We start from the raw sequence: 18,126 nt of genomic DNA, 5'->3' as shown, positions 1-18,126 counted from the left end.
CAGCTTGTCAGACGGTGCGGCGGATCTCCCGCTCGACCAGCACTCCACCGAGCTTGTCGGGATTGCGCATGGCGTAGAAGTGGCTGATCTGGCCGTCCTCGATCTCGATCAGGATGATGCCCTCGAGGTGCTCGCCGAGGTACAGCACCAGCGCCGGGGCGTTGTTGTACGTCGCGAGGTCGATGCGCGCGTCGTAGTCCGCGGCGCCGCGCATGAGCCCCAGCACCAGGCGCCCCACCCGGTCCGGTCCGTACACCGGCCGACGGGCAGCACTGACCTTGCCGTCGCTGTCCGCGGTCCAGGTGACATTCGGAGCCAGCAGCGTCATCAGGCCGTCCAGGTCGCCGGTCGCGGCCGCCGTCAGGAACTGAGTGGTCACCTCCGCGGATTTTTCGGTATCGGGCGTGAACCGCCTTCGCCGCGCCTGCACATGCTCGCGGGCCCGGTGCGCCACCTGCCGCACCGCCGCGGTGGATTTGCCTACGGCTCCGGCGATTTCGTCGTAGTCGAACCCGAACACCTCGCGTAGCACGAAAACCGCCCGCTCGTCGGGACCCAGGGTCTCCAGGACCACCAGCATGGCCATCGAAACCGATTCGGCGAGAACGACATCCGACGACGCATCGCGCTCGTCGAGCAGCAGGGGCTCGGGCAGCCATGGGCCGACGTACTCCTCCCGGCGCCGCGCGCCGGCCCGCAATGCGTTCAACGCCTGCCGCGTGACCAACTGGGCCAGGTACGACTTGGTGTCCCGTACCGTCTCGAGGTCGACATCGGCCCACCGCAGATAACTGTCCTGCAGCACGTCGTCGGCTTCCGTTGCGGAGCCCAGGATTTCGTACGCGATGGTGAAGAGCAGCGGCCGCAGGTGGGTGAACCGCTCGGCGTGTTCACCCCCTGCCGCCCCGGTGGAACCGGTCATGCGGTGACAGCTTCTGCCAGACGCTCGGCCCGCTTGCCACCCGTCATCACGAACACCGCGCTCGGCTTACGCGCCGTGCGCCGGATGCCCCACAGCGTGCCCTTGCAGATCGCTTCCTTCAGCTTGGCGCCGACCCGCCCGCCGATGTAGTAGTTCGTCGACGAATCGTCCTTGCGGGCGATCTGGATGGTCGCCACGTGGCGACCCAGGCTGACGCACGATCCGGCGAACACCGGGTCCAGCGCCGCCGGCTCGGTGCCGGCGATACGGCTCAGCACGGTGCCCACCGCGGTCACGGTGAGCGGGCTGGAGGCCTGGCAGCTCATCCGCAGCGGCTGTCCCGACGGCGCGGCCGCGTCGCCGGTGGCCACGATCCGCGGATCGTCGATGCTGGTCAGGGTTTCGTCCGTCAGCAGCCGGCCCAGTTCGTCGGTGCGCAACCCGCTGGCGGCGGCCAGCTCCGGGGTGCCGAAGCCGGCGGTCCACACCGTCACGGCGCTGCTGATGAAGCGTCCGTCGGCCAACGTCACCCGGTTGGCGGTGATGGAGCTGACGTCACCCTCGATGACCGTCACGCCCAGCTTGGCGAGGGCCTTGGCGACCGAGCGGCGTGCCGGTGCACTCATCGACGGCGCCAGCTTGTTGCCGACCAGCACGACGTTGCGGCCGGCCTCGGCGAATTCGGAAGCGGCCTCGATGCCGGTCAGGCCGGCGCCGACGATCACCATCTGCGCGGACAGCGGCACGTCCTGCAGCCGGGCGGCCAGCCGCTCGGCCTGCTCGAATTCGGCCAGCGGATAGGCGAATTCGGTGGCGCCGGGCACCGACGCAGGCACGGTACCGGTGCTACCCACGGCGTAGATCAGGTAGTCGTAGTCCAGGGTGTCCCCGGACGCGAGCTCGACGGTGCGGGCCGCGGCGTCGATCCGCGTGGCGGTGTCCACCACCAGGCGCACGTCGTCGGCGAGCAGCGTGTCGTAGCCGACGGTGGCGTCGTAGTTCCCGGCGACGTGCTGGTGCAGGCGGATGCGCTCGACGAACTTGGGGCGCGGGTTCACCAGGGTGATTGCCACGTCATCACGCATCCGAACGTGATTGGCCGCCAGCGCACCGGCGTAGCCGCCGCCGATGACGACGACGCGGTTGGGCTTCTGGTTTCCGGTCATCACTGCATCTCCTTCGGGTTGGTTATGCCCTCAAGACACCTGCGGCCTCCGGAATGTGACAGCTGCGCCTGGAATGTGGCGCGGCTCACATTATTGCGTCAGACGACTCCGAGCGCCGACATCGCGTCGGCGACCCGGATGAAGCCGGCGATGTTGGCCCCGGCCGCGTAGTTGCCCGGCTGTCCGTACTCGTCGGCGGTGCTCAGGCAGCGGTCGTGGATGCGGCCCATGATCTCGGCCAGGCGCTGCTCGGTCTCCTCGAACGTCCACGAATCCCGCGACGCGTTCTGCTGCATCTCCAGCGCACTGGTGGCGACGCCACCGGCGTTGGCGGCCTTGCCTGGCGCGAACGCGACCTTCGCCTCGGTGAACAGCTTCACCGCCTCCGGGGTGCACGGCATGTTGGCCCCCTCGGCGACGATCTGGCAGCCGGACTCGATCAGCGCCTTCGCGTCGTCACCATCCAATTCGTTCTGTGTGGCGCAGGGCAGCGCGATGTCACACGGCAACTGCCAGATCGAGTTGTCCTCGACGAATTGCGCGCTGCCACCACGCATTTCGACGTACTCGGAGATCCGGCCGCGACGCACTTCCTTGAGCTCCTTGAGTAGCTCGAGGTCGACGCCCTTCTCGTCCACGACGTAGCCGCTGGAGTCCGAACAGCCGATGACGGTGCCGCCGAGCGCGTGCACTTTCTCGATGGCGTAGATCGCGACGTTGCCCGACCCGGACACCACCACCTGCTTGCCGTCGAACGATTGCCCGGAGCTGCGCAGGATTTCGTCGACGAAGAACACCGTGCCGTAGCCGGTGGCTTCGGTGCGGACCTGCGAACCACCCCACGTCAGGCCCTTACCGGTGAGGACGCCAGACTCGTAGCGGTTGGTGATGCGCTTGTACTGACCGAACAGGTAGCCGATCTCGCGGCCGCCGACGCCGATGTCGCCGGCGGGGACGTCGGTGTACTCACCGATGTGCCGGTACAGCTCGGTCATGAACGACTGGCAGAACCGCATCACTTCGTTCTTGGAGCGGCCCTTGGGGTCGAAGTCCGACCCGCCCTTGCCGCCGCCGATGGGCAGACCGGTCAGCGAGTTCTTGAAAATCTGTTCGAAGCCAAGGAATTTCACGATGCCCAGGTACACCGACGGGTGGAACCGCAGGCCACCCTTGAACGGGCCCAGCGCGGAGTTGAACTCGACGCGGAAGCCGCGGTTGATCTGCTCGGCACCGGCGTCGTCGATCCAGGGTACGCGGAAGATGATCTGCCGTTCCGGCTCGAACAACCGGCGGATGATGGCGGTATCGGAGTACTCGGGGTGCTTGTCGACGACCGGGCCCAGGCTGGTCAGAACCTCGTAGACGGCCTGGTGGAATTCGATCTCGCCTGCGTTGCGGCGGGTGACTTCCTCGTAGACGTCGTGCAGCCGCTCGTGTAGGCCGTTCTGCGCCATATCTTCTCGCTACTCCTTGGTCTCCGCTTGGTAGCGGGGAAAAACGCCTTCGGGTGTCGGCAGCACCGTTCCCGGTGCCAGTCGGGTACCGACAGCGCGGAAGTCCCGCGCCGAGGCGTCCTGCCCAAGAAGATCGAGCAGCTTCCCCCCTGATTCCGGCATCACCGGCTGCACCAGCAGCGCGGCGATCCGGACCGCCTCCAGCGTCGTGTACAGCACCGTGCCGAAGCGGGCCTGGTCCGACTCAGCGGGAGACTTGCGCAGCACCCACGGCTCTTCGGCCGAGAAGTAGCGGTTGGCCGCGCCCAGCATCAGCCAGATCGCTTCCAGCGCCAGATGCATGGCCGGCACGTCGTAGTGGCCGCGCACGGTGTCCAGCAGATCATCGGCCTGCTTGAGCAACTCGAGGTCGGCGGCGGTGAATTCGCCTGGCTCAGGGACGATTCCGCCGAGGTTCTTGTTGACCATCGACAGCGAGCGCTGCGCCAGGTTGCCCAGCTCGTTGGCCAGGTCGGCGTTGATCCGGCCGATGATGGCTTCCTCGCTGTAGCTGCCGTCCTGGCCGAAGGACACCTCGCGCAGGAAGAAGTAGCGCACCTGGTCCAGGCCGAAGGCGTCGATGAGTGCGATGGGGTCCACCACGTTGCCCACCGACTTGCTCATCTTCTCGCCCTTGACGTTGATGAAGCCGTGCGCGAAAACCCGTTCCGGGAGGGCGATTCCGGCCGACATCAGGAATGCCGGCCAGTACACACTGTGGAACCGGATGATGTCCTTGCCGATCATGTGCAGGTTCGCGGGCCAGTACTTCTCGAAGGCCTCGCCCGCGGTATCCGGAAAGCCAACGCCCGTCAGGTAATTCGTCAGCGCGTCCACCCACACGTACATGACGTGCTCGGGGTGGTCGGGGACCGGGACGCCCCAATCGAACGTGGTCCGCGAGATCGACAGGTCCTTGAGTCCGCCCGAGACGAAGCTGGTGATCTCGTTGCGGCGCACGTCGGGGCCGATGAACTCGGGGTGCTCCTCGTAGTGCGCCAGCAGCCGGTCGGTGTAGGCCGACAGCTTGAAGAAGTAGGTCTGCTCCTCGGTCCACGTGACCGGCGTGCCGGTCTCGATGGCGAAGCGGCCGTCGTCCCGGACCTCGGTCTCGTCCTCGGCGAAGAAGCGCTCGTCGCGGATGGAGTACCAACCCGCGTAGGTGCCGAGGTAGATGTCCCCGGCCTCGTTCATCCGTCGCCAGATCTCCTTGGACGCCTCGTAATGGTCGGCGTCGGAGGTACGGATGAACCGGTCGAAGGAGATGTTGAGCTTCTCCTGCAGGGCCTGGAACACGTCGGAGTTGCGATTCGCCAGCTCCGCCGCCGAGATGCCCTCGGCCGCGGCGGCCTCGGCCATCTTCTGGCCGTGCACGTCGGTGCCGGTCAGGTAGCGGACGTCGAAGCCGTCGAGCCGCTTGAACCGGGCGATCGCGTCGGTGGCGATGTACTCGTAGGCGTGCCCGATGTGCGGCGCGCCATTCGGGTAGGCGATGGCGGTCGTGATGTAGAAGGGCCCCTGGGCGCCGGGGGAATTCTGGCTGCTCATGTTGCCCCCACCTTAAGGTGTCGCTGTGAGCGCCAAACGTGAGAAGCCGCCCGCCCCGGAACCGCTGCCTGGACTGGTCGACGCCCACACCCACCTGGACGCCTGTGGTGCGACCGATGCCGAGAGCATCCGCGTGATCCTGGACCGGGCCGAGGTCGTCGGCGTGGAGAAGGTCGTGACGATCGCCGACGACCTGGAGGCCGCCGAGTGGGCGGTCGGCGCGGCTCATGCCGATCCGCGCGTGTACGCCGCCGTCGCGCTGCATCCGACTCGCGCGGGCGCCCTCGACGACGAGGCCAAACGCACCCTGGAGACCCTGGCCACCGACCCGCGCGTGGTCGCGGTGGGGGAGACCGGCATCGACATGTACTGGCCGGGCAAGCTCGACGGCTGCGCCGACGAGGCGACGCAGCGCGAGGCCTTCGCCTGGCACATCGAGCTGGCCAAACGCGTCGGCAAGCCGCTGATGATCCACAACCGGGACGGCGACGCCGAGGTTCTCGACATGCTCAGGTCCGAGGGCGCGCCGGAGACCGTCATCTTCCACTGCTTCTCGTCGGACGCGGAGATGGCGCGCATCTGCGCCGATCACGGCTGGCTCATGAGCCTCTCTGGCACCGTCAGTTTCCGGAACGCCCATGCGCTGCGCGAGGCGGCCGCGATCATCCCGGCGGAGCTGCTGCTGGTCGAGACCGACGCGCCGTTCCTGACGCCACATCCGTTCCGCGGGGCGCCCAATGAGTCGTATTGCCTGCCGTACACGGTCCGTGCGCTGGCCGAAATCAGAAATTCTTCAGCGGCCGAAATCGCCGCCGTGACCTCGGAAAATGCTTCGAAAAGCTATGGACTGTATCATTAGTCCAGGTTGCCGCCTCCCGGGCATGTTCGTTACCGTTCTGTGATCAACCCGGTCGAGGTGGCTTTTATGTGGTCACCGCGGCCGCTGCTCGGGGCCATCTCGGGCCCAACAGACACGGGATTGACGCCTTGAATGTTCTGAACAAGTTGCATGATGCGCGCTCGCCGATGCTGCGCGGCGTGACCGGGGCCTTCCTCGCCACGCTGACCGTCGCCGGCGGGTTCGCCGTCGCGGCCCACAAGACCGTCACCCTCACCATCGACGGCGCACCGATGACGGTGCAGACCATGAAGACCCACATCGGCGATGTCCTCACCGAGAACGGCTTCTCCGTCGGCGAGCGCGACGACCTGTTCCCCGCGGCCGACCAGGAAGTGCACGAGTCCGACAACATCGTGCTGCGCCGTAGTCGCCCGCTCGAGATCTCGCTGGACGGCCAGAACACCCGTCAGGTGTGGACCACCGCGGCCACCGTGCAGGACGCCCTCAAGCAGCTGTCCATGACCGACACCGCGCCCGTCGCGGCCGACCGCGCCACCCGCGTGCCGCTGGCCGGCATGTCGCTTCCGGTGGTCAGCGCCCGCAACGTGACGATCGTCGACGGTGGCGTGCCGCGCCAGGTGCACCTGGCCGCCGCGAACGTGGCCGGACTGCTGGCCGTCGCCGGCGTGCCGCTGGAGCAGCGCGACGCCGTCGTCCCCGCCGCGGCCACGCCGGTGACCGAGGGCATGCTGATCGACGTGACCCGCATTCGGCTGCAGCAGGTCACCGCAGAATCTCCGCTGGCCCCGACGATGAACACGGTGTCCGATCCGGCGCTGAACATGAGCCGCAAGGTGGTCGAGGATCCGGGCCAGCCCGGCACCCAGAACGTCACCTTCGCCGTCGCCACGGTCAACGGTGTCGAAACCGGCCGGCTGCCGGTCTCCAATCAGGTGCTGACGCCGGCGCGGGACGGCGTCCTGCGCATCGGCGCGAAACCCGGTACCGAGGTGCCGCCGGTGACCCAACCTGCCGCCTGGGACGCGCTGGCGCGTTGCGAGTCGACCGGCAACTGGGCCATCAATACCGGCAACGGTTTTTACGGCGGAGTGCAATTTGATCAGAACACCTGGGAGCGGCAAGGCGGTCTGCGTTATGCTGCGAGGGCTGATCTTGCGACACGTGAAGAGCAGATCGCGATTGCTGAAGTGACGCGAGCCCGCCAAGGTTGGGGTGCCTGGCCTGTCTGTAGCGGGAGAATTGGGGCACGATGACGATCCGGCTACTCGGTCGAACCGAAATCCGGCATCTGGCAAAAGAGCTTGATTTCCGACCGCGTAAAGCTTTCGGACAAAACTTCGTGCATGATGCCAACACGGTGCGCCGCATCGTGTCGGCTTCCGGGGTGAACCGGCAGTCTCACGTTTTGGAGGTGGGCCCGGGTCTGGGCTCGCTGACGCTGGCGCTGCTGGACCGGGGCGCGAAGGTGACGGCCGTCGAGATCGACCCGGTGCTGGCCCGCCAGCTGCCGACGACGATCGCCGAGCACTCCCACAGCGAGATCGGCCGGTTGACCGTGCTGAACCGCGACGTGCTCGACCTGGTGCCGTCCGACCTGGACGAGCAGCCGACCTCGCTGGTCGCCAACCTGCCGTACAACGTCGCGGTGCCGGCCATTTTGCACCTGCTCTCGGAATTCCCGACCATCCGCACCGTCATGGTGATGGTCCAGGCCGAGGTCGCCGAGCGGCTCGCCGCCGACCCGGGCACCAAGGACTACGGGGTGCCCAGCGCCAAGGTGCGGTTCTTCGGCAATGTCCGGCGCTACGGCATGGTCTCGCCGACGGTGTTCTGGCCGATCCCGCGGGTCTACTCGGGTCTGGTCCGGATCGACCGGCACGAGACGACGCCGTGGCCGACCGACGACAGCTTCCGCTCGCAGGTGTTCAACCTGATCGACATCGCCTTCGCGCAGCGCCGCAAGACGTCGCGCAATGCCTTCGCCGAATGGGCGGGTTCGGGCAATGCCTCGGCCGAGCGCCTGCTGGCCGCCAGCATCGATCCGGCACGTCGCGGCGAGACCCTGGCGATCGCCGACTTCGTGCGGCTGCTGCAGCGTTCGGGCGAGCTGGACCGCGAGCAGCAGGCCTCCGCTCCGGAGTCCGACCAGCAGGTCGACGCCAACCACTGAGCCTGTCTGACAGGGTTTCTCACCACTTGGTGTTGTGGCCCTCACCGCGGGCGTTACTGTCGTGACGTGTCTGCGTCGGATGGAAACACTGCTTCTGAGTGGGTACCCACAGGTTCGGTGACCGTCCGCGTGCCGGGCAAGGTGAACCTGTACCTCGGTGTCGGTGACTGCCGCGATGACGGTTACCACGAGCTGACCACGGTGTTCCACGCCGTCTCCCTGTTCGACGAGGTGACGGTCCGCAATGCCGACCTGCTGTCGGTGGAGATGCTCGGGGACGGCGCCGAGGGGCTGCCGACGGACCACCGCAACCTTGCCTGGCGGGCCGCCGAACTGATGGCCGAGCACGTCGGCCGGGCGCCCGACGTCGCCATCTCGATCGACAAGTCGATTCCCGTCGCCGGCGGTATGGCCGGCGGCAGCGCCGACGCGGCGGCCGTGCTGGTCGCGATGAACAATCTTTGGGAGCTGGGCGTGCCCCGGCGGGACCTGCACGCGCTGGCCGCCCGACTGGGCAGCGACGTGCCGTTCGCGCTGCACGGCGGTACCGCGCTCGGGACCGGCCGCGGCGAGCAGCTGGCGACTGTGCTGGCGCGCAGCACCTTCCACTGGGTGCTGGCCTTCGCCGAGGGCGGACTGTCCACGCCGAAGGTTTTCGCCGAACTGGACAACCTCCGGGCCGACGCCCGGGACGGTGGGCCGCCCTCGCTGGACGACCCCGAGCCGCTGCTGGCAGCGCTGGCGTCCGGCGACCCGCGTGAACTGGCGCCGCTGCTGGGCAACGATCTGCAGTCGGCAGCCGTCAGCCTCGACACCGGGCTGCGGCGCACCCTCCGGGCGGGCGTCGAAGCCGGGGCGCTGGCGGGCATCGTGTCCGGTTCGGGGCCCACCTGCGCTTTCCTGTGTGCCTCCGCGGAGGACGCGGTCGAGGTCGGCACCCAACTTTCCGGCGCCGGGGTGTGCCGGACGGTACGCGTGGCCAGCGGCCCGGTACACGGCGCCAGGGTGGTGCCGGCGCCCAGCCAGCAGGCCTGATCGCGGTGTGACTCAGCACTCAATTCGGCCAACAGTTTGTTAGCTACTTAAGAGTCTCTTAAGATGATCGATGGTGTCTGCCAGCGGCCAGGCGTGGAACGCAATGGTTTCTCTCACCGGCGGTGTCGGTGAGGGATCGAGACGTGCCAGGGCAGCGTCGCCCGTGCACTCGGAGCCATCGATTCGAGATATAACCGCGGCCGAATTGTGCGTGCGCGCCTCTACAAGTGCGCCTGGCACCGGACGGACTATGGAACGACGGGCAGTGGCGCCTGACCTCAGGAGGTTGTCGTGAGCCGATTTACCGACAAGATGTACTACAACGCACGTACATCGCAGCGGGGCATGGTCACTGGTGAGCCGCACGAGCCGGTGCGCCACACCTGGGGCGAGGTCCACGAGCGGGCCCGGCGCATCGCCGGTGGCCTGGCCGCTGCCGGAATCGGTCACGGCGACAAGATCGGCGTGCTGGCCGGCTACCCGGTGGAGATCGCCCCGACCGTGCAGGGCATCTGGATGCGCGGCGGCAGCCTCACCATGCTGCACCAGCCGACGCCGCGGACCGACCTGGCCGTCTGGGCTGAAGACACCATGAACGTCATCAGCATGATCGAGGCCAAGGCCGTCATCATCTCCGAGCCGTTCCTGGTCGCCGCCCCCGTGCTGGAAGAGAAGGGTCTGCTGGTCCTCAAGGTCGGCGACCTGCTGGCAGCCGAGCCCATCGACCCCGTCGAGACCGGCGAAGACGACCTCGCGCTGATGCAGCTGACGTCAGGCTCGACCGGCTCGCCCAAGGCCGTCCAGATCACGCACCGCAACATCTTCTCCAACGCCGAGGCCATGTTCATCGGCGCCGAGTACGACGTCGACAAGGACGTCATGGTCAGCTGGCTGCCCTGCTTCCACGACATGGGCATGGTCGGCTTCCTCACCATCCCGATGTACTTCGGTGCCGAGCTGGTCAAGGTCACGCCGATGGACTTCCTGCGCGACACCCTGCTGTGGGCCAAGCTCATCGACAAGTACAAGGGCACGATGACGGCGGCCCCGAACTTCGCCTACGCGCTGTTCGCCAAGCGCCTGCGCCGGCAGGCCAAGCCGGGCGAGTACGACCTCTCCACCCTGCGGTTCGCGCTGTCCGGCGCCGAGCCGGTCGACCCTGCCGACGTCGAAGACCTGATCGACGCCGGCAAGCCGTTCGGCCTGCAGCCGTCGGCCATCCTGCCGGCCTACGGCATGGCGGAGACCTGTCTCGCCGTGTCGTTCTCGCCGTGCAACGCCGGCCTGGTCGTCGACGAGGTCGACGCCGATCTGCTGGCCGCGCTGCGTCGCGCCGTGCCCGCAGCGAAGGGCAACACCCGTCGCCTCGCCTCGCTGGGTCCGCTGCTGCGCGACCTGGAGGCCCGCATCGTCGACGAGGACGGCAACGTTCTGCCCGAGCGCGGTGTCGGCGTCATCCAGCTGCGCGGCGAATCGGTCACCCCCGGCTACATCACCATGGCCGGTTTCCTGCCGACGCAGGACGAAAACGGTTGGTACGACACCGGTGACCTCGGCTACATCACCGAAGAGCAGAACGTCGTGGTCTGCGGCCGTGTGAAGGACGTCATCATCATGGCGGGCCGCAACATCTACCCGACGGACATCGAGCGGGCCGCCGGCCGCGTGCAGGGCGTGCGCCCAGGCTGCGCCGTCGCGGTGCGCCTCGACGCCGGTCATTCGCGTGAGACCTTCGCCGTCGCCGTCGAATCGAACGCCTGGCAGGACCCGGTGGAAGTGCGCCGGATCGAGCACCAGGTGGCGCACGAGGTCGTGACCGAGGTCGATGTGCGGCCGCGCAACGTGGTCGTGCTGGGCCCGGGCACCATCCCGAAGACGCCGTCCGGCAAGCTCCGTCGCGCGAACTCGGTGGAACTCGTCACCGGCTAGGTTTCGTGCACAGTCGTGAAAAACCCCGATTTCCTCGGAAATCGGGGTTTTTTTACGTTTTTCTCGCGGGTGGGGCTGCTCGCTTCGCTGAGCGAAAGCTGTGAGTGCCGGGTAATCTCGCTGAATTATTAACGAGAGGACCGGCGTATTCATGGGGCGTGTGATTGCGGCTGTGGTGGCGGTGTTCGGCGCGTGCGTCATCGCCGCGGTGCCGGCTTGCGCTGAAGCTCCAGCGGGCTTGGTCGAGGACACGAATGACATCGCCGCGGCGGTCGGCTCCGGGGTGCGGGGCAGCGACATCGTCGGCTTCTCCGCAACCGGGCCCGACGTCCCTGCTGCCTCCGCAGCGGTGATCGCGGCGTGTAAGCGTGCCGGTGCGGTCCAGTGCACCAGTGACGAGGTCACCAACGACCGCTTGTGCATCGTCAACGTCAACGCCCCTGAAACCGGTGTGGTGGCCGGCGGTGCCGGACGCACGGTCGAGGAAGCCCGCCAGGACGCGTTCAACCGGGCTGCAGCCAACAAGACGCCGCTCGATCCCGATTCTCGAACCTTGGCGTGGTCCTGCCCCTGAATCGAGTCACGCAGGTGACAACGGTTGTGAATTCCGTTGCGCGGGATGGTTCCTCGACCATCCGGTGACCTTGCTCACCGGTTTTTCAGAGGTTGCCAGGTCAGCGCAATTCTATGAATCCCTTATATGTGAGTTCGTCATGAGTTAATGGCGCGGTCATCTGGCTGAAACATATAGTCGACCTAACATGCGTTATTGGAAGGCGTGTCAGTGGTTTTCAGCCCGTCGATCACGGACCGGAGACAGGCGACCTTCCCCGAATAGTGAGAAGGTGACATGACTCATCAAAGCAAGCGCAGGATGGTCGCTCTGCTGGTGGGCCTGGCCTCGGTCAGTGGCATCATGGCGCCTGTTGCAGGTGCCCGCCCGACCTGTCAGGACGCCGGAAGCCTCTCCACCTGCGAGACGAACGGCAGCGTGGCGATCAAGGCGACCCCGGGCATCCGCAGTCAGGACACCACCCAGAGCTCCCGCGTGGGCGCTCAGGGCCGCCGGAGCTGCTACACCGATGCCGTTGACCGGCAACACATCTGCGGATAATCTTCCGCGCGAGCAGACGTGAAAACCCCCAAATTCAGCTGAATGAAGTGGTCCCCGAAAGTTGGACTCTGAGGGTTGGAGCTTAAGCGGCAAGGGCCTGGGCCCGGTATTGGACCGGGCTCAGGCCCTTGAGCTTTGTGGAGATGCGTTCGGTGTTGTACCAGCAGATGTAGTCATCGAGCGCTGCGGTGAAGTCCTCGATGGTGTCGAATCGGTTGTGGTGGAACATTTCTGCCTTCAGATGGCCGAAGAAGTTCTCGGCGACGGCGTTGTCGTAGCAGTTGCCCTTGCGTGACATGGACTGCGAGGCATCGGCATCGTTGAGCAGGCCACGCCAGGACCGGTGCCGGTACTGGAAGCCTTGATCGGAATGCACCAGGGGCCGCTCGCCGGGTTCGAGGGTGGCGATCGCCGAGGCCAGCGATGAGTTGGTCAACTCCAGATTCGGTGACAGTGACCAGGAGTGCGCCACCACCGATCGGTCGAACAGGTCGAGCACCGGCGACAGATAGACCTTGCGATCGCCGATCCGGAACTCGGTCACGTCAGTGACCCACTTCTGATTCGGCGCGGTGGCGGCGAAGTCGCGATCGAGGACGTTGTCGGCGATCTGCCCGGTCTCACCGGTGTGGGAGTTGTAGCGGCGGCGGCGCCGCACCCGGCAGATCAGCGCGAGCTCGCGCATCAACGCCAGCACGGTCTTTTTGGCCACCACAAAACCCCGTCTGGTCAGCACGGTGTGCAGCCGGCGGTGACCGTAGCGGCCGTAGGCGGCCTCGAACTCCTCGGCGATCGCGGTCTTGAGGTCAGCCCGCGGGTCGGGCACCTCAGGTTTGCCCTGGTGGTAGTAGAACGTCGACCGCGCCAGTCCCGCGACCTGCAGTAACAACGGCAACCGATGGTCAGCCTTGAGTGCGGCAACAGCGGCGGCTTTCACCGCTGTTCGTGCGCCATCAAGGCCCGCAATTTTTTTAGGTAGGCATTTTCCGCCCGCAACCGCAGATTCTCCTGCTCGAGCCGCTGCAGATCGGTCAGCTCCTGTGGCGGGGAGTCGGCGTTTTTGGGTTGACGCCCTTTGAGTTTGGGTTTCAACCCATCCTCACCCAGTCGGCGATAGGACCGCACCCACGATCGCACGAGCTGGTCCGAGGACAGCCCGTACTCCATGGCCACTTCGGCTGCAGTCGCGCCATCGTTGACGACCTTGCCCACCACTTCGAGCTTGAACTCGAACCGATACTGCGTGTTGGTCGGTTTAGCCACTAGCGCCTTCCTGCCGTGCAGGACCCATCGACGACGCAGATCGCGAACCGCCCAACGGCTCACTCCCAGATAACTCGCCGTGGCACCATAGCCCCGACCCTGCTCGAACAACGCTACCGCCGCACTGCGTTGGGCCTCAGTCAACGAACACTGTGGATGCAAAAAAGTACTCCCCAGACGAAGGAACCGAATTTCTCGGTCCAACTTCTGGGGAGCACTTCAGAATCTGGGGGTTTTCACGTCTGTTCGGCAGGAAGCGCTACCAGGCGTGGACGGTGTTCTGCGCCGCCTCGACGCCGTGCTGCAGCAGCAATTCCGTTGCGTCGGAGGCTTGTTCGAGGATGGTGCCCAACTCGGGTCGTTCCTTCGAATTGAAGTTCTCCAGCACGAACGCGGCCGGGTCTTGCCGCCCCGGCGGGCGGCCCACGCCGATGCGGACGCGCTGAAAATCCTTGGTGCCCAAGGCGGAAGCAATGGAACGCAGACCATTGTGACCACCCTCGCCGCCACCGAACTTGAGCCGGATGCGGCCGAAGTCGATGTCCAGCTCGTCGTGAATAACCACGATGTCGGCCGGCTCGACGGAATAGAACTTCGCCAAAGGCCCGATGTGCCTACCGGATTCGTTCATGTAGGTGCGCGGCTTGGCGAGCACCACGGACCGGCCTCCCAGCCGGCCCGTGGTGACTTCAGCTCCGGATTTCTTGTGCACCTTGAACCCTGCGCCGATGCGCTCGGCCAGGATGTCGGCAACCAGAAATCCAACGTTGTGCCGCGTTGTTTCGTAGCGCGGCCCAGGATTGCCCAGGCCGACCACCAAGAGCGGTTCGGCCAAAGCGAATTACTCCGACTCGGCAGCGGCCTCTGCGGCCGCCTCGCCCTCGGCAGCAGCCTCGCCCGAAGCGGCCTCTTCGCCGGAGCCCTCGGCCTCGAGGTCCTCAGCGGTCGGCGCCGCGACGACGTTGATGACCAGCACCTCGGGGTCGGTCACCAGCGTGACGCCCGCGGGCAGTTCGACCTGGCCGGCCAGGATCTGAGTACCGGCCTCGATGCCCTCGACCGACACGGTCAGCGACTCGGGGATCGACTGGACGTCGGCCTCGATCTGGATGGTGTTGGTGTCCTGGGCCACCAGGGTGCCGGACTGGGCGTCACCCTCGACGACGATGCTCACGTCGACGGTGACCTTCTCGCCACGCTTCACGACGATCAGGTCGGCGTGCTGGATGTTGCGCTTGATCGGGTGAACGACGACCTGCTTGGTCAGCGCGAGCTGCTCCTTGCCGGCGATGTCGAGGGTCAGCACCGCGTTGGTGCCCGAGTTACGCAGCACGGCAGCGTACTCGCGCGCGTTGATCTCGAGGTGCTGCGGCTCGGTGCCGTGGCCGTACAGGACGACCGGCACGCGGCCTTCGCGACGGGCCAGGCGCGAGGCGCCCTTGCCGGTCCGGGTGCGGACCTCAGCGGTCAGATTGTTCGAGGTGGGGGCCGCGTTCTTGGCCATGTGAATCGCTCCTGATGCCGTATCTACTGGGTGGCACGGCCAGGGCTGGGATATCAGCGCACATCAGTGCTGTGAAGTTCCCGTCGATAACGGTGGTCCTGGTGGACCGACCCTCGCCGTGATCGTCAGTCAGACTAGCGGAAACGCCCCTCAGACCGGAAATTCGGTGGCGGTGAGCTGGGCAGACAGGTCCCAGAGGGCGGTCGCGGTGCGTGCTGACCGGCCGGCAGGCTTGATCAGCTGCGTCGGCCCGGTCGGCCCGCGGAAGCCGAATTTCGGGCCGACGAACGTGTTGCCCGGCAGGTCCTGCGACGCCGCGAACAGCGTCTGCTGGGCTCCGAAGGCGGCGGGGGTGGCGATCTTGTTGGTGGCGAGCCAGAACTTGTCGCCCAGCTCGTTGCCGGTCTGGCCCTGCAGGTTGGTCGCCGAGTAGCCCGGATGCGCGGTCAGTGCCCGCACGGGCGACCCGGCCAGCGAAAGCCGGCGCTGCAGGTCCTTGCTGAACAGCAGATTCGCCAGCTTCGACTGCCCGTAGGCCAACCATGCCGAGTACGGCCGCGACTTCCAGTTCAGGTCTTTCAGGCTGATGTAGCCCAGCATGTGCAGCCCGGACGACACCGTGACCACGCGGTCGGTGATCTTCGGCAGCAGCAGGTTGGTCAGGGCGAAATGCCCCAAGTGGTTCGTGCCGATCTGGCTCTCGAAGCCGTCCTCGGTCAGCGAGAACGGCACCGCCATGATGCCGGCGTTGTTGATCAGCACGTCGACCTTGTCGACACCGGCGGCGAACTCGCGCACCGAGGCCAGGCTCTGCAGGTCCAGGGGCCGAACCTCGACGTCGCCGGTCATGCCGGCGGCAGCGGCGTCGCCCTTGGCGGTGTTGCGGCAGGCGAGGATGACCTTGGCGCCCACGCGGGCCAGCTCACGGGCGGTGACCTCGCCGAGGCCACTGTTGGCGCCGGTGACAATGACGGTGCGGCCGGCGAAAGAAGGCAGGTCGGCGGCGGTCCATTCACTCATGACCGCGAGCTTAGTGCCGCAGGGCTACTTGGGGCCGACGGAGAAGCCCTTGATGATCGCTTCGATGTCGCCGGCCTGGTCCTTGGCCTGTTCGGCATACGTCGTGATGGTCAGCTGGATCAGGTAGTGGATACCCGGTCGTGGCGGGGCCGGCTGGGCGATGACGATCCGGTTGTAGGACTGCATCCGGCGGTTGTGCAGGTCGTAGCTGCCCTCGATCATCGCCGACGGGTAGCCCTGGAAGTCGTCGCTCGAGCTGTAGAGCTTCTTGAAGTTCTCGGACAGCAGGGCGTCGGCGTCGGAATGCTTGAGGGCATCCTTGACGTCGAAGTCTCCGGACAGCTGGAACACCATCAGCATCGCCAGGGGATAGGTGTCGTTCTTGGCGATCGTCACGGTGCCGGGCGAGTAATTGAGGTTCTTGTATCCCGTCCAGCCCTGCGGCCGGGGCAGCGTCACCTTGAGGTCGGTGAGCTGGTCGGGGATGACCTGCTTGCTCTGCACCCCGAGCTTGTTCAGGTAGTCGGGGAACGGAATCAGACTGGCCTTGTCCACCGGCGTCGTGCTGGTGGTCGGCGTCGTCGACCAGATCGACTTGTAGTCAGGCGTTTTCGTCTCGCACGCGGTGAGTGACAGCGCCACCGCCGCGGCGGCACAGACCCTGCGCAGGATCACAGAATCTCGCGGACCGCGTCGATCGGGCGGGCCAGCCGGGTGCCTTTGGCGGTGACGACGAACGGCCGCTCGATCAGGATCGGATGTTCGGCCATGGCGTCGAGCAGCTGCTCGTCGGTGGCGTCGGCCAGATTCAGTTCGGCGTAGAGGGATTCGCGCCTACGTACCGCGGTGCGCACGCCGATGCCCGCATCTTTGATCATCGCCACCAGCTCGGCCCGGGTCGGCGGCGTCTTCAGATACTGCACGACCTCGGGCTCGATGCCGTTCTCCCGCAGCAGATCCAGCGTCTTACGGGAGGTCGAGCACTTCGGGTTGTGGTAGATGCGGGCGGCCATTGTTAGGCAGATCCGTCGAAAAGGCCGGTGACCGAGCCGTTTTCGAACACCGCGCGGATGGTCGACGCCAGCAGCGGCGCGATCGACAGCACGGTCAGTGCCGGGAACTGCTTGTCCGGCGTGATGGGCAGCGTGTTGGTGACGATGACCTCGCGGGCGCCGCAGTCGGCCAGGCGCTGGGCTGCCGGGTCGGACAGCACACCGTGGGTGGCGGCGATGATGACGTCCTTGGCCCCGTCCTCACGCAACAGCTTGACCGCGCCGGCGATGGTGCCACCGGTGTCGATCATGTCGTCGGTCAGGATGCAGGTCTTGCCCTTGACTTCACCGACGACGCGGTTGGCCTTGACCTGGTTGGGGACCAGCGGATCGCGGGTCTTGTGAATGAACGCCAGCGGCACGCCGCCCAGGGAGTCGGCCCACTTCTCGGCGACGCGCACGCGGCCGGAGTCCGGCGAGACCACGACCAGGTCGGAGTCGCCGTACTTGTCGCCGATGTAGCCGCACAGCAGCGACTGGCCGCGCATGTGGTCGACCGGACCGTCGAAGAAGCCCTGGATCTGGTCGGTGTGCAGGTCGACCGAGACGATGCGGTCGGCGCCGGCGGTCTTGAGCAGGTCGGCGATCAGACGGGCCGAGATGGGCTCGCGGCCGCGGTGCTTCTTGTCCTGGCGCGCGTACGGGTAGAACGGCAGGATCGCGGTGATCCGCTTGGCGGACCCGCGCTTGAGCGCGTCGATCATGATGAGCTGTTCCATCAGCCACTGATTCAGCGGCGCGGGATGGCTCTGCAGCACGAAGGCGTCGCAGCCACGCACCGACTCGTCGAAACGGACGAAGATCTCGCCGTTCGCGAAGTCCCGGGACGTCTGCGGGGTGACCTCGATGCCGAGCTCTTTGGCGACCTGTTCGGCCAGTTCGGGGTGCGCGCGCCCCGAGAAGAGCATCAGATTTTTGCGGTTGTCGGTCCAGTCCGTGGCCACTGTGTGCTGCTTTCGCGGTGGGGGATCGATGCGTCGTAATGGTACTTGCCGGTAACCAGGAACCGTTGCCGGGTTACCGGAACACCAACAGCAAACTTCGAGTG

19 protein-coding genes are annotated in these 18,126 nt (G+C 66.4%); 7 read left to right on the top strand and 12 right to left on the bottom strand.

The genetic code is table 11. From position 1 onward, the window contains the following. Nucleotides 1-7: 7 nt before the first annotated feature. The 4 genes from ACNO8X_RS26440 to metG all read right to left on the bottom strand — a co-directional run bounded on the left by ACNO8X_RS26440 (nt 8) and on the right by metG (nt 5,129). The gene (locus tag ACNO8X_RS26440) at nt 8-922 is read right to left on the bottom strand and encodes an RNA polymerase sigma-70 factor (RefSeq protein ID WP_418003404.1); all 915 of its coding nucleotides are present in this window, start codon (nt 920-922) and stop codon (nt 8-10) included. Continuing rightward, a complete protein-coding gene (locus tag ACNO8X_RS26435; protein ID WP_418003403.1) occupies nt 919-2,088 on the bottom strand; it encodes an NAD(P)/FAD-dependent oxidoreductase in 1,170 nt (389 codons plus the stop codon). The genes ACNO8X_RS26440 and ACNO8X_RS26435 overlap by 4 nt, the downstream gene beginning before the upstream one ends. A 98-nt stretch (nt 2,089-2,186) precedes the next feature. Beyond that, the gene (gene gdhA / locus ACNO8X_RS26430) at nt 2,187-3,542 is read right to left on the bottom strand and encodes an NADP-specific glutamate dehydrogenase (protein ID WP_418003402.1); all 1,356 of its coding nucleotides are present in this window, start codon (nt 3,540-3,542) and stop codon (nt 2,187-2,189) included. Nucleotides 3,543-3,551: 9 nt separating this feature from the next. Continuing rightward, nucleotides 3,552-5,129: a methionine--tRNA ligase gene (gene metG / locus ACNO8X_RS26425; protein ID WP_418003401.1), complete on the bottom strand. Its 1,578-nt coding sequence runs from the start codon at nt 5,127-5,129 to the stop codon at nt 3,552-3,554. 25 nt (nt 5,130-5,154) lie between these two features. Here metG and ACNO8X_RS26420 point away from each other — a divergent pair, with 25 nt between their 5' ends. The 7 genes from ACNO8X_RS26420 (at nt 5,155) to ACNO8X_RS26390 (ending at nt 12,239) form a co-directional block, all read left to right on the top strand. Continuing rightward, entirely contained in the window at nt 5,155-5,988 is an 834-nt protein-coding gene (locus ACNO8X_RS26420; RefSeq protein WP_418003400.1) for a TatD family hydrolase, read from the top strand. A 128-nt stretch (nt 5,989-6,116) separates the two neighbouring features. Next, nucleotides 6,117-7,244 (top strand): transglycosylase family protein, encoded by a 1,128-nt coding sequence (locus ACNO8X_RS26415; RefSeq protein WP_418003399.1) that lies wholly within the window; start codon nt 6,117-6,119, stop codon nt 7,242-7,244. Beyond that, nucleotides 7,241-8,161, top strand: a complete 921-nt coding sequence (gene rsmA / locus ACNO8X_RS26410) for a 16S rRNA (adenine(1518)-N(6)/adenine(1519)-N(6))-dimethyltransferase RsmA (RefSeq protein WP_043398927.1) — start codon at nt 7,241-7,243, stop codon at nt 8,159-8,161. Before ACNO8X_RS26415 ends, rsmA begins: the two co-directional genes overlap by 4 nt. A 66-nt stretch (nt 8,162-8,227) precedes the next feature. Continuing rightward, the gene (locus tag ACNO8X_RS26405) at nt 8,228-9,196 is read left to right on the top strand and encodes a 4-(cytidine 5'-diphospho)-2-C-methyl-D-erythritol kinase (RefSeq protein WP_418003398.1); all 969 of its coding nucleotides are present in this window, start codon (nt 8,228-8,230) and stop codon (nt 9,194-9,196) included. A 291-nt stretch (nt 9,197-9,487) separates the two neighbouring features. Beyond that, nucleotides 9,488-11,125, top strand: coding sequence for a fatty acyl-AMP ligase (locus tag ACNO8X_RS26400; RefSeq protein ID WP_418003397.1), 1,638 nt, complete (start codon nt 9,488-9,490; stop codon nt 11,123-11,125). Nucleotides 11,126-11,276: 151 nt separating this feature from the next. Continuing rightward, nucleotides 11,277-11,699: a hypothetical protein gene (locus ACNO8X_RS26395; RefSeq protein WP_043398934.1), complete on the top strand. Its 423-nt coding sequence runs from the start codon at nt 11,277-11,279 to the stop codon at nt 11,697-11,699. Nucleotides 11,700-11,975: 276 nt separating this feature from the next. After that, nucleotides 11,976-12,239 carry a hypothetical protein gene (locus tag ACNO8X_RS26390; RefSeq protein WP_418003396.1) on the top strand — a complete coding sequence of 88 codons (264 nt, stop codon included), beginning with the start codon at nt 11,976-11,978 and terminating at the stop codon, nt 12,237-12,239. Between the two features lie 82 nt (nt 12,240-12,321). Here the strand turns inward: ACNO8X_RS26390 and ACNO8X_RS26385 are convergent, their stop codons facing one another. From ACNO8X_RS26385 to ACNO8X_RS26350, 8 genes are all read right to left on the bottom strand, one after another. Beyond that, nucleotides 12,322-13,176 (bottom strand): IS3 family transposase, encoded by an 855-nt coding sequence (locus tag ACNO8X_RS26385; protein WP_418003395.1) that lies wholly within the window; start codon nt 13,174-13,176, stop codon nt 12,322-12,324. Next, entirely contained in the window at nt 13,173-13,502 is a 330-nt protein-coding gene (locus ACNO8X_RS26380; RefSeq protein ID WP_418002669.1) for a helix-turn-helix domain-containing protein, read from the bottom strand. The genes ACNO8X_RS26385 and ACNO8X_RS26380 overlap by 4 nt, the downstream gene beginning before the upstream one ends. Nucleotides 13,503-13,761: 259 nt before the next feature. Next, nucleotides 13,762-14,337, bottom strand: coding sequence for an aminoacyl-tRNA hydrolase (pth, locus tag ACNO8X_RS26375; protein WP_133763328.1), 576 nt, complete (start codon nt 14,335-14,337; stop codon nt 13,762-13,764). Between the two features lie 6 nt (nt 14,338-14,343). Then, on the bottom strand, nt 14,344-15,006 hold the full coding sequence (locus ACNO8X_RS26370) for a 50S ribosomal protein L25/general stress protein Ctc (RefSeq protein WP_020099098.1): 663 nt from the start codon (nt 15,004-15,006) through the stop codon (nt 14,344-14,346). A 150-nt stretch (nt 15,007-15,156) separates the two neighbouring features. Beyond that, entirely contained in the window at nt 15,157-16,026 is an 870-nt protein-coding gene (locus tag ACNO8X_RS26365; protein ID WP_418003394.1) for an oxidoreductase, read from the bottom strand. A gap of 24 nt (nt 16,027-16,050) precedes the next feature. Further along, nucleotides 16,051-16,701: an LpqN/LpqT family lipoprotein gene (locus ACNO8X_RS26360; protein ID WP_418003393.1), complete on the bottom strand. Its 651-nt coding sequence runs from the start codon at nt 16,699-16,701 to the stop codon at nt 16,051-16,053. Further along, nucleotides 16,698-17,039: an arsenate reductase (glutaredoxin) gene (gene arsC / locus ACNO8X_RS26355; RefSeq protein WP_418003392.1), complete on the bottom strand. Its 342-nt coding sequence runs from the start codon at nt 17,037-17,039 to the stop codon at nt 16,698-16,700. The genes ACNO8X_RS26360 and arsC overlap by 4 nt, the downstream gene beginning before the upstream one ends. A 2-nt stretch (nt 17,040-17,041) precedes the next feature. Then, nucleotides 17,042-18,022, bottom strand: coding sequence for a ribose-phosphate diphosphokinase (locus ACNO8X_RS26350; RefSeq protein ID WP_043398950.1), 981 nt, complete (start codon nt 18,020-18,022; stop codon nt 17,042-17,044). Between the last annotated feature and the right edge of the window lie 104 nt (nt 18,023-18,126).

It is taken from the genome of Mycobacterium sp. PDNC021 (assembly GCF_048282635.1).
Lineage (GTDB): Bacteria > Actinomycetota > Actinomycetes > Mycobacteriales > Mycobacteriaceae > Mycobacterium > Mycobacterium llatzerense.
Note: the sequence above shows the minus strand (reverse complement) of the source record. Positions and strands in the feature narration are given on the sequence as shown.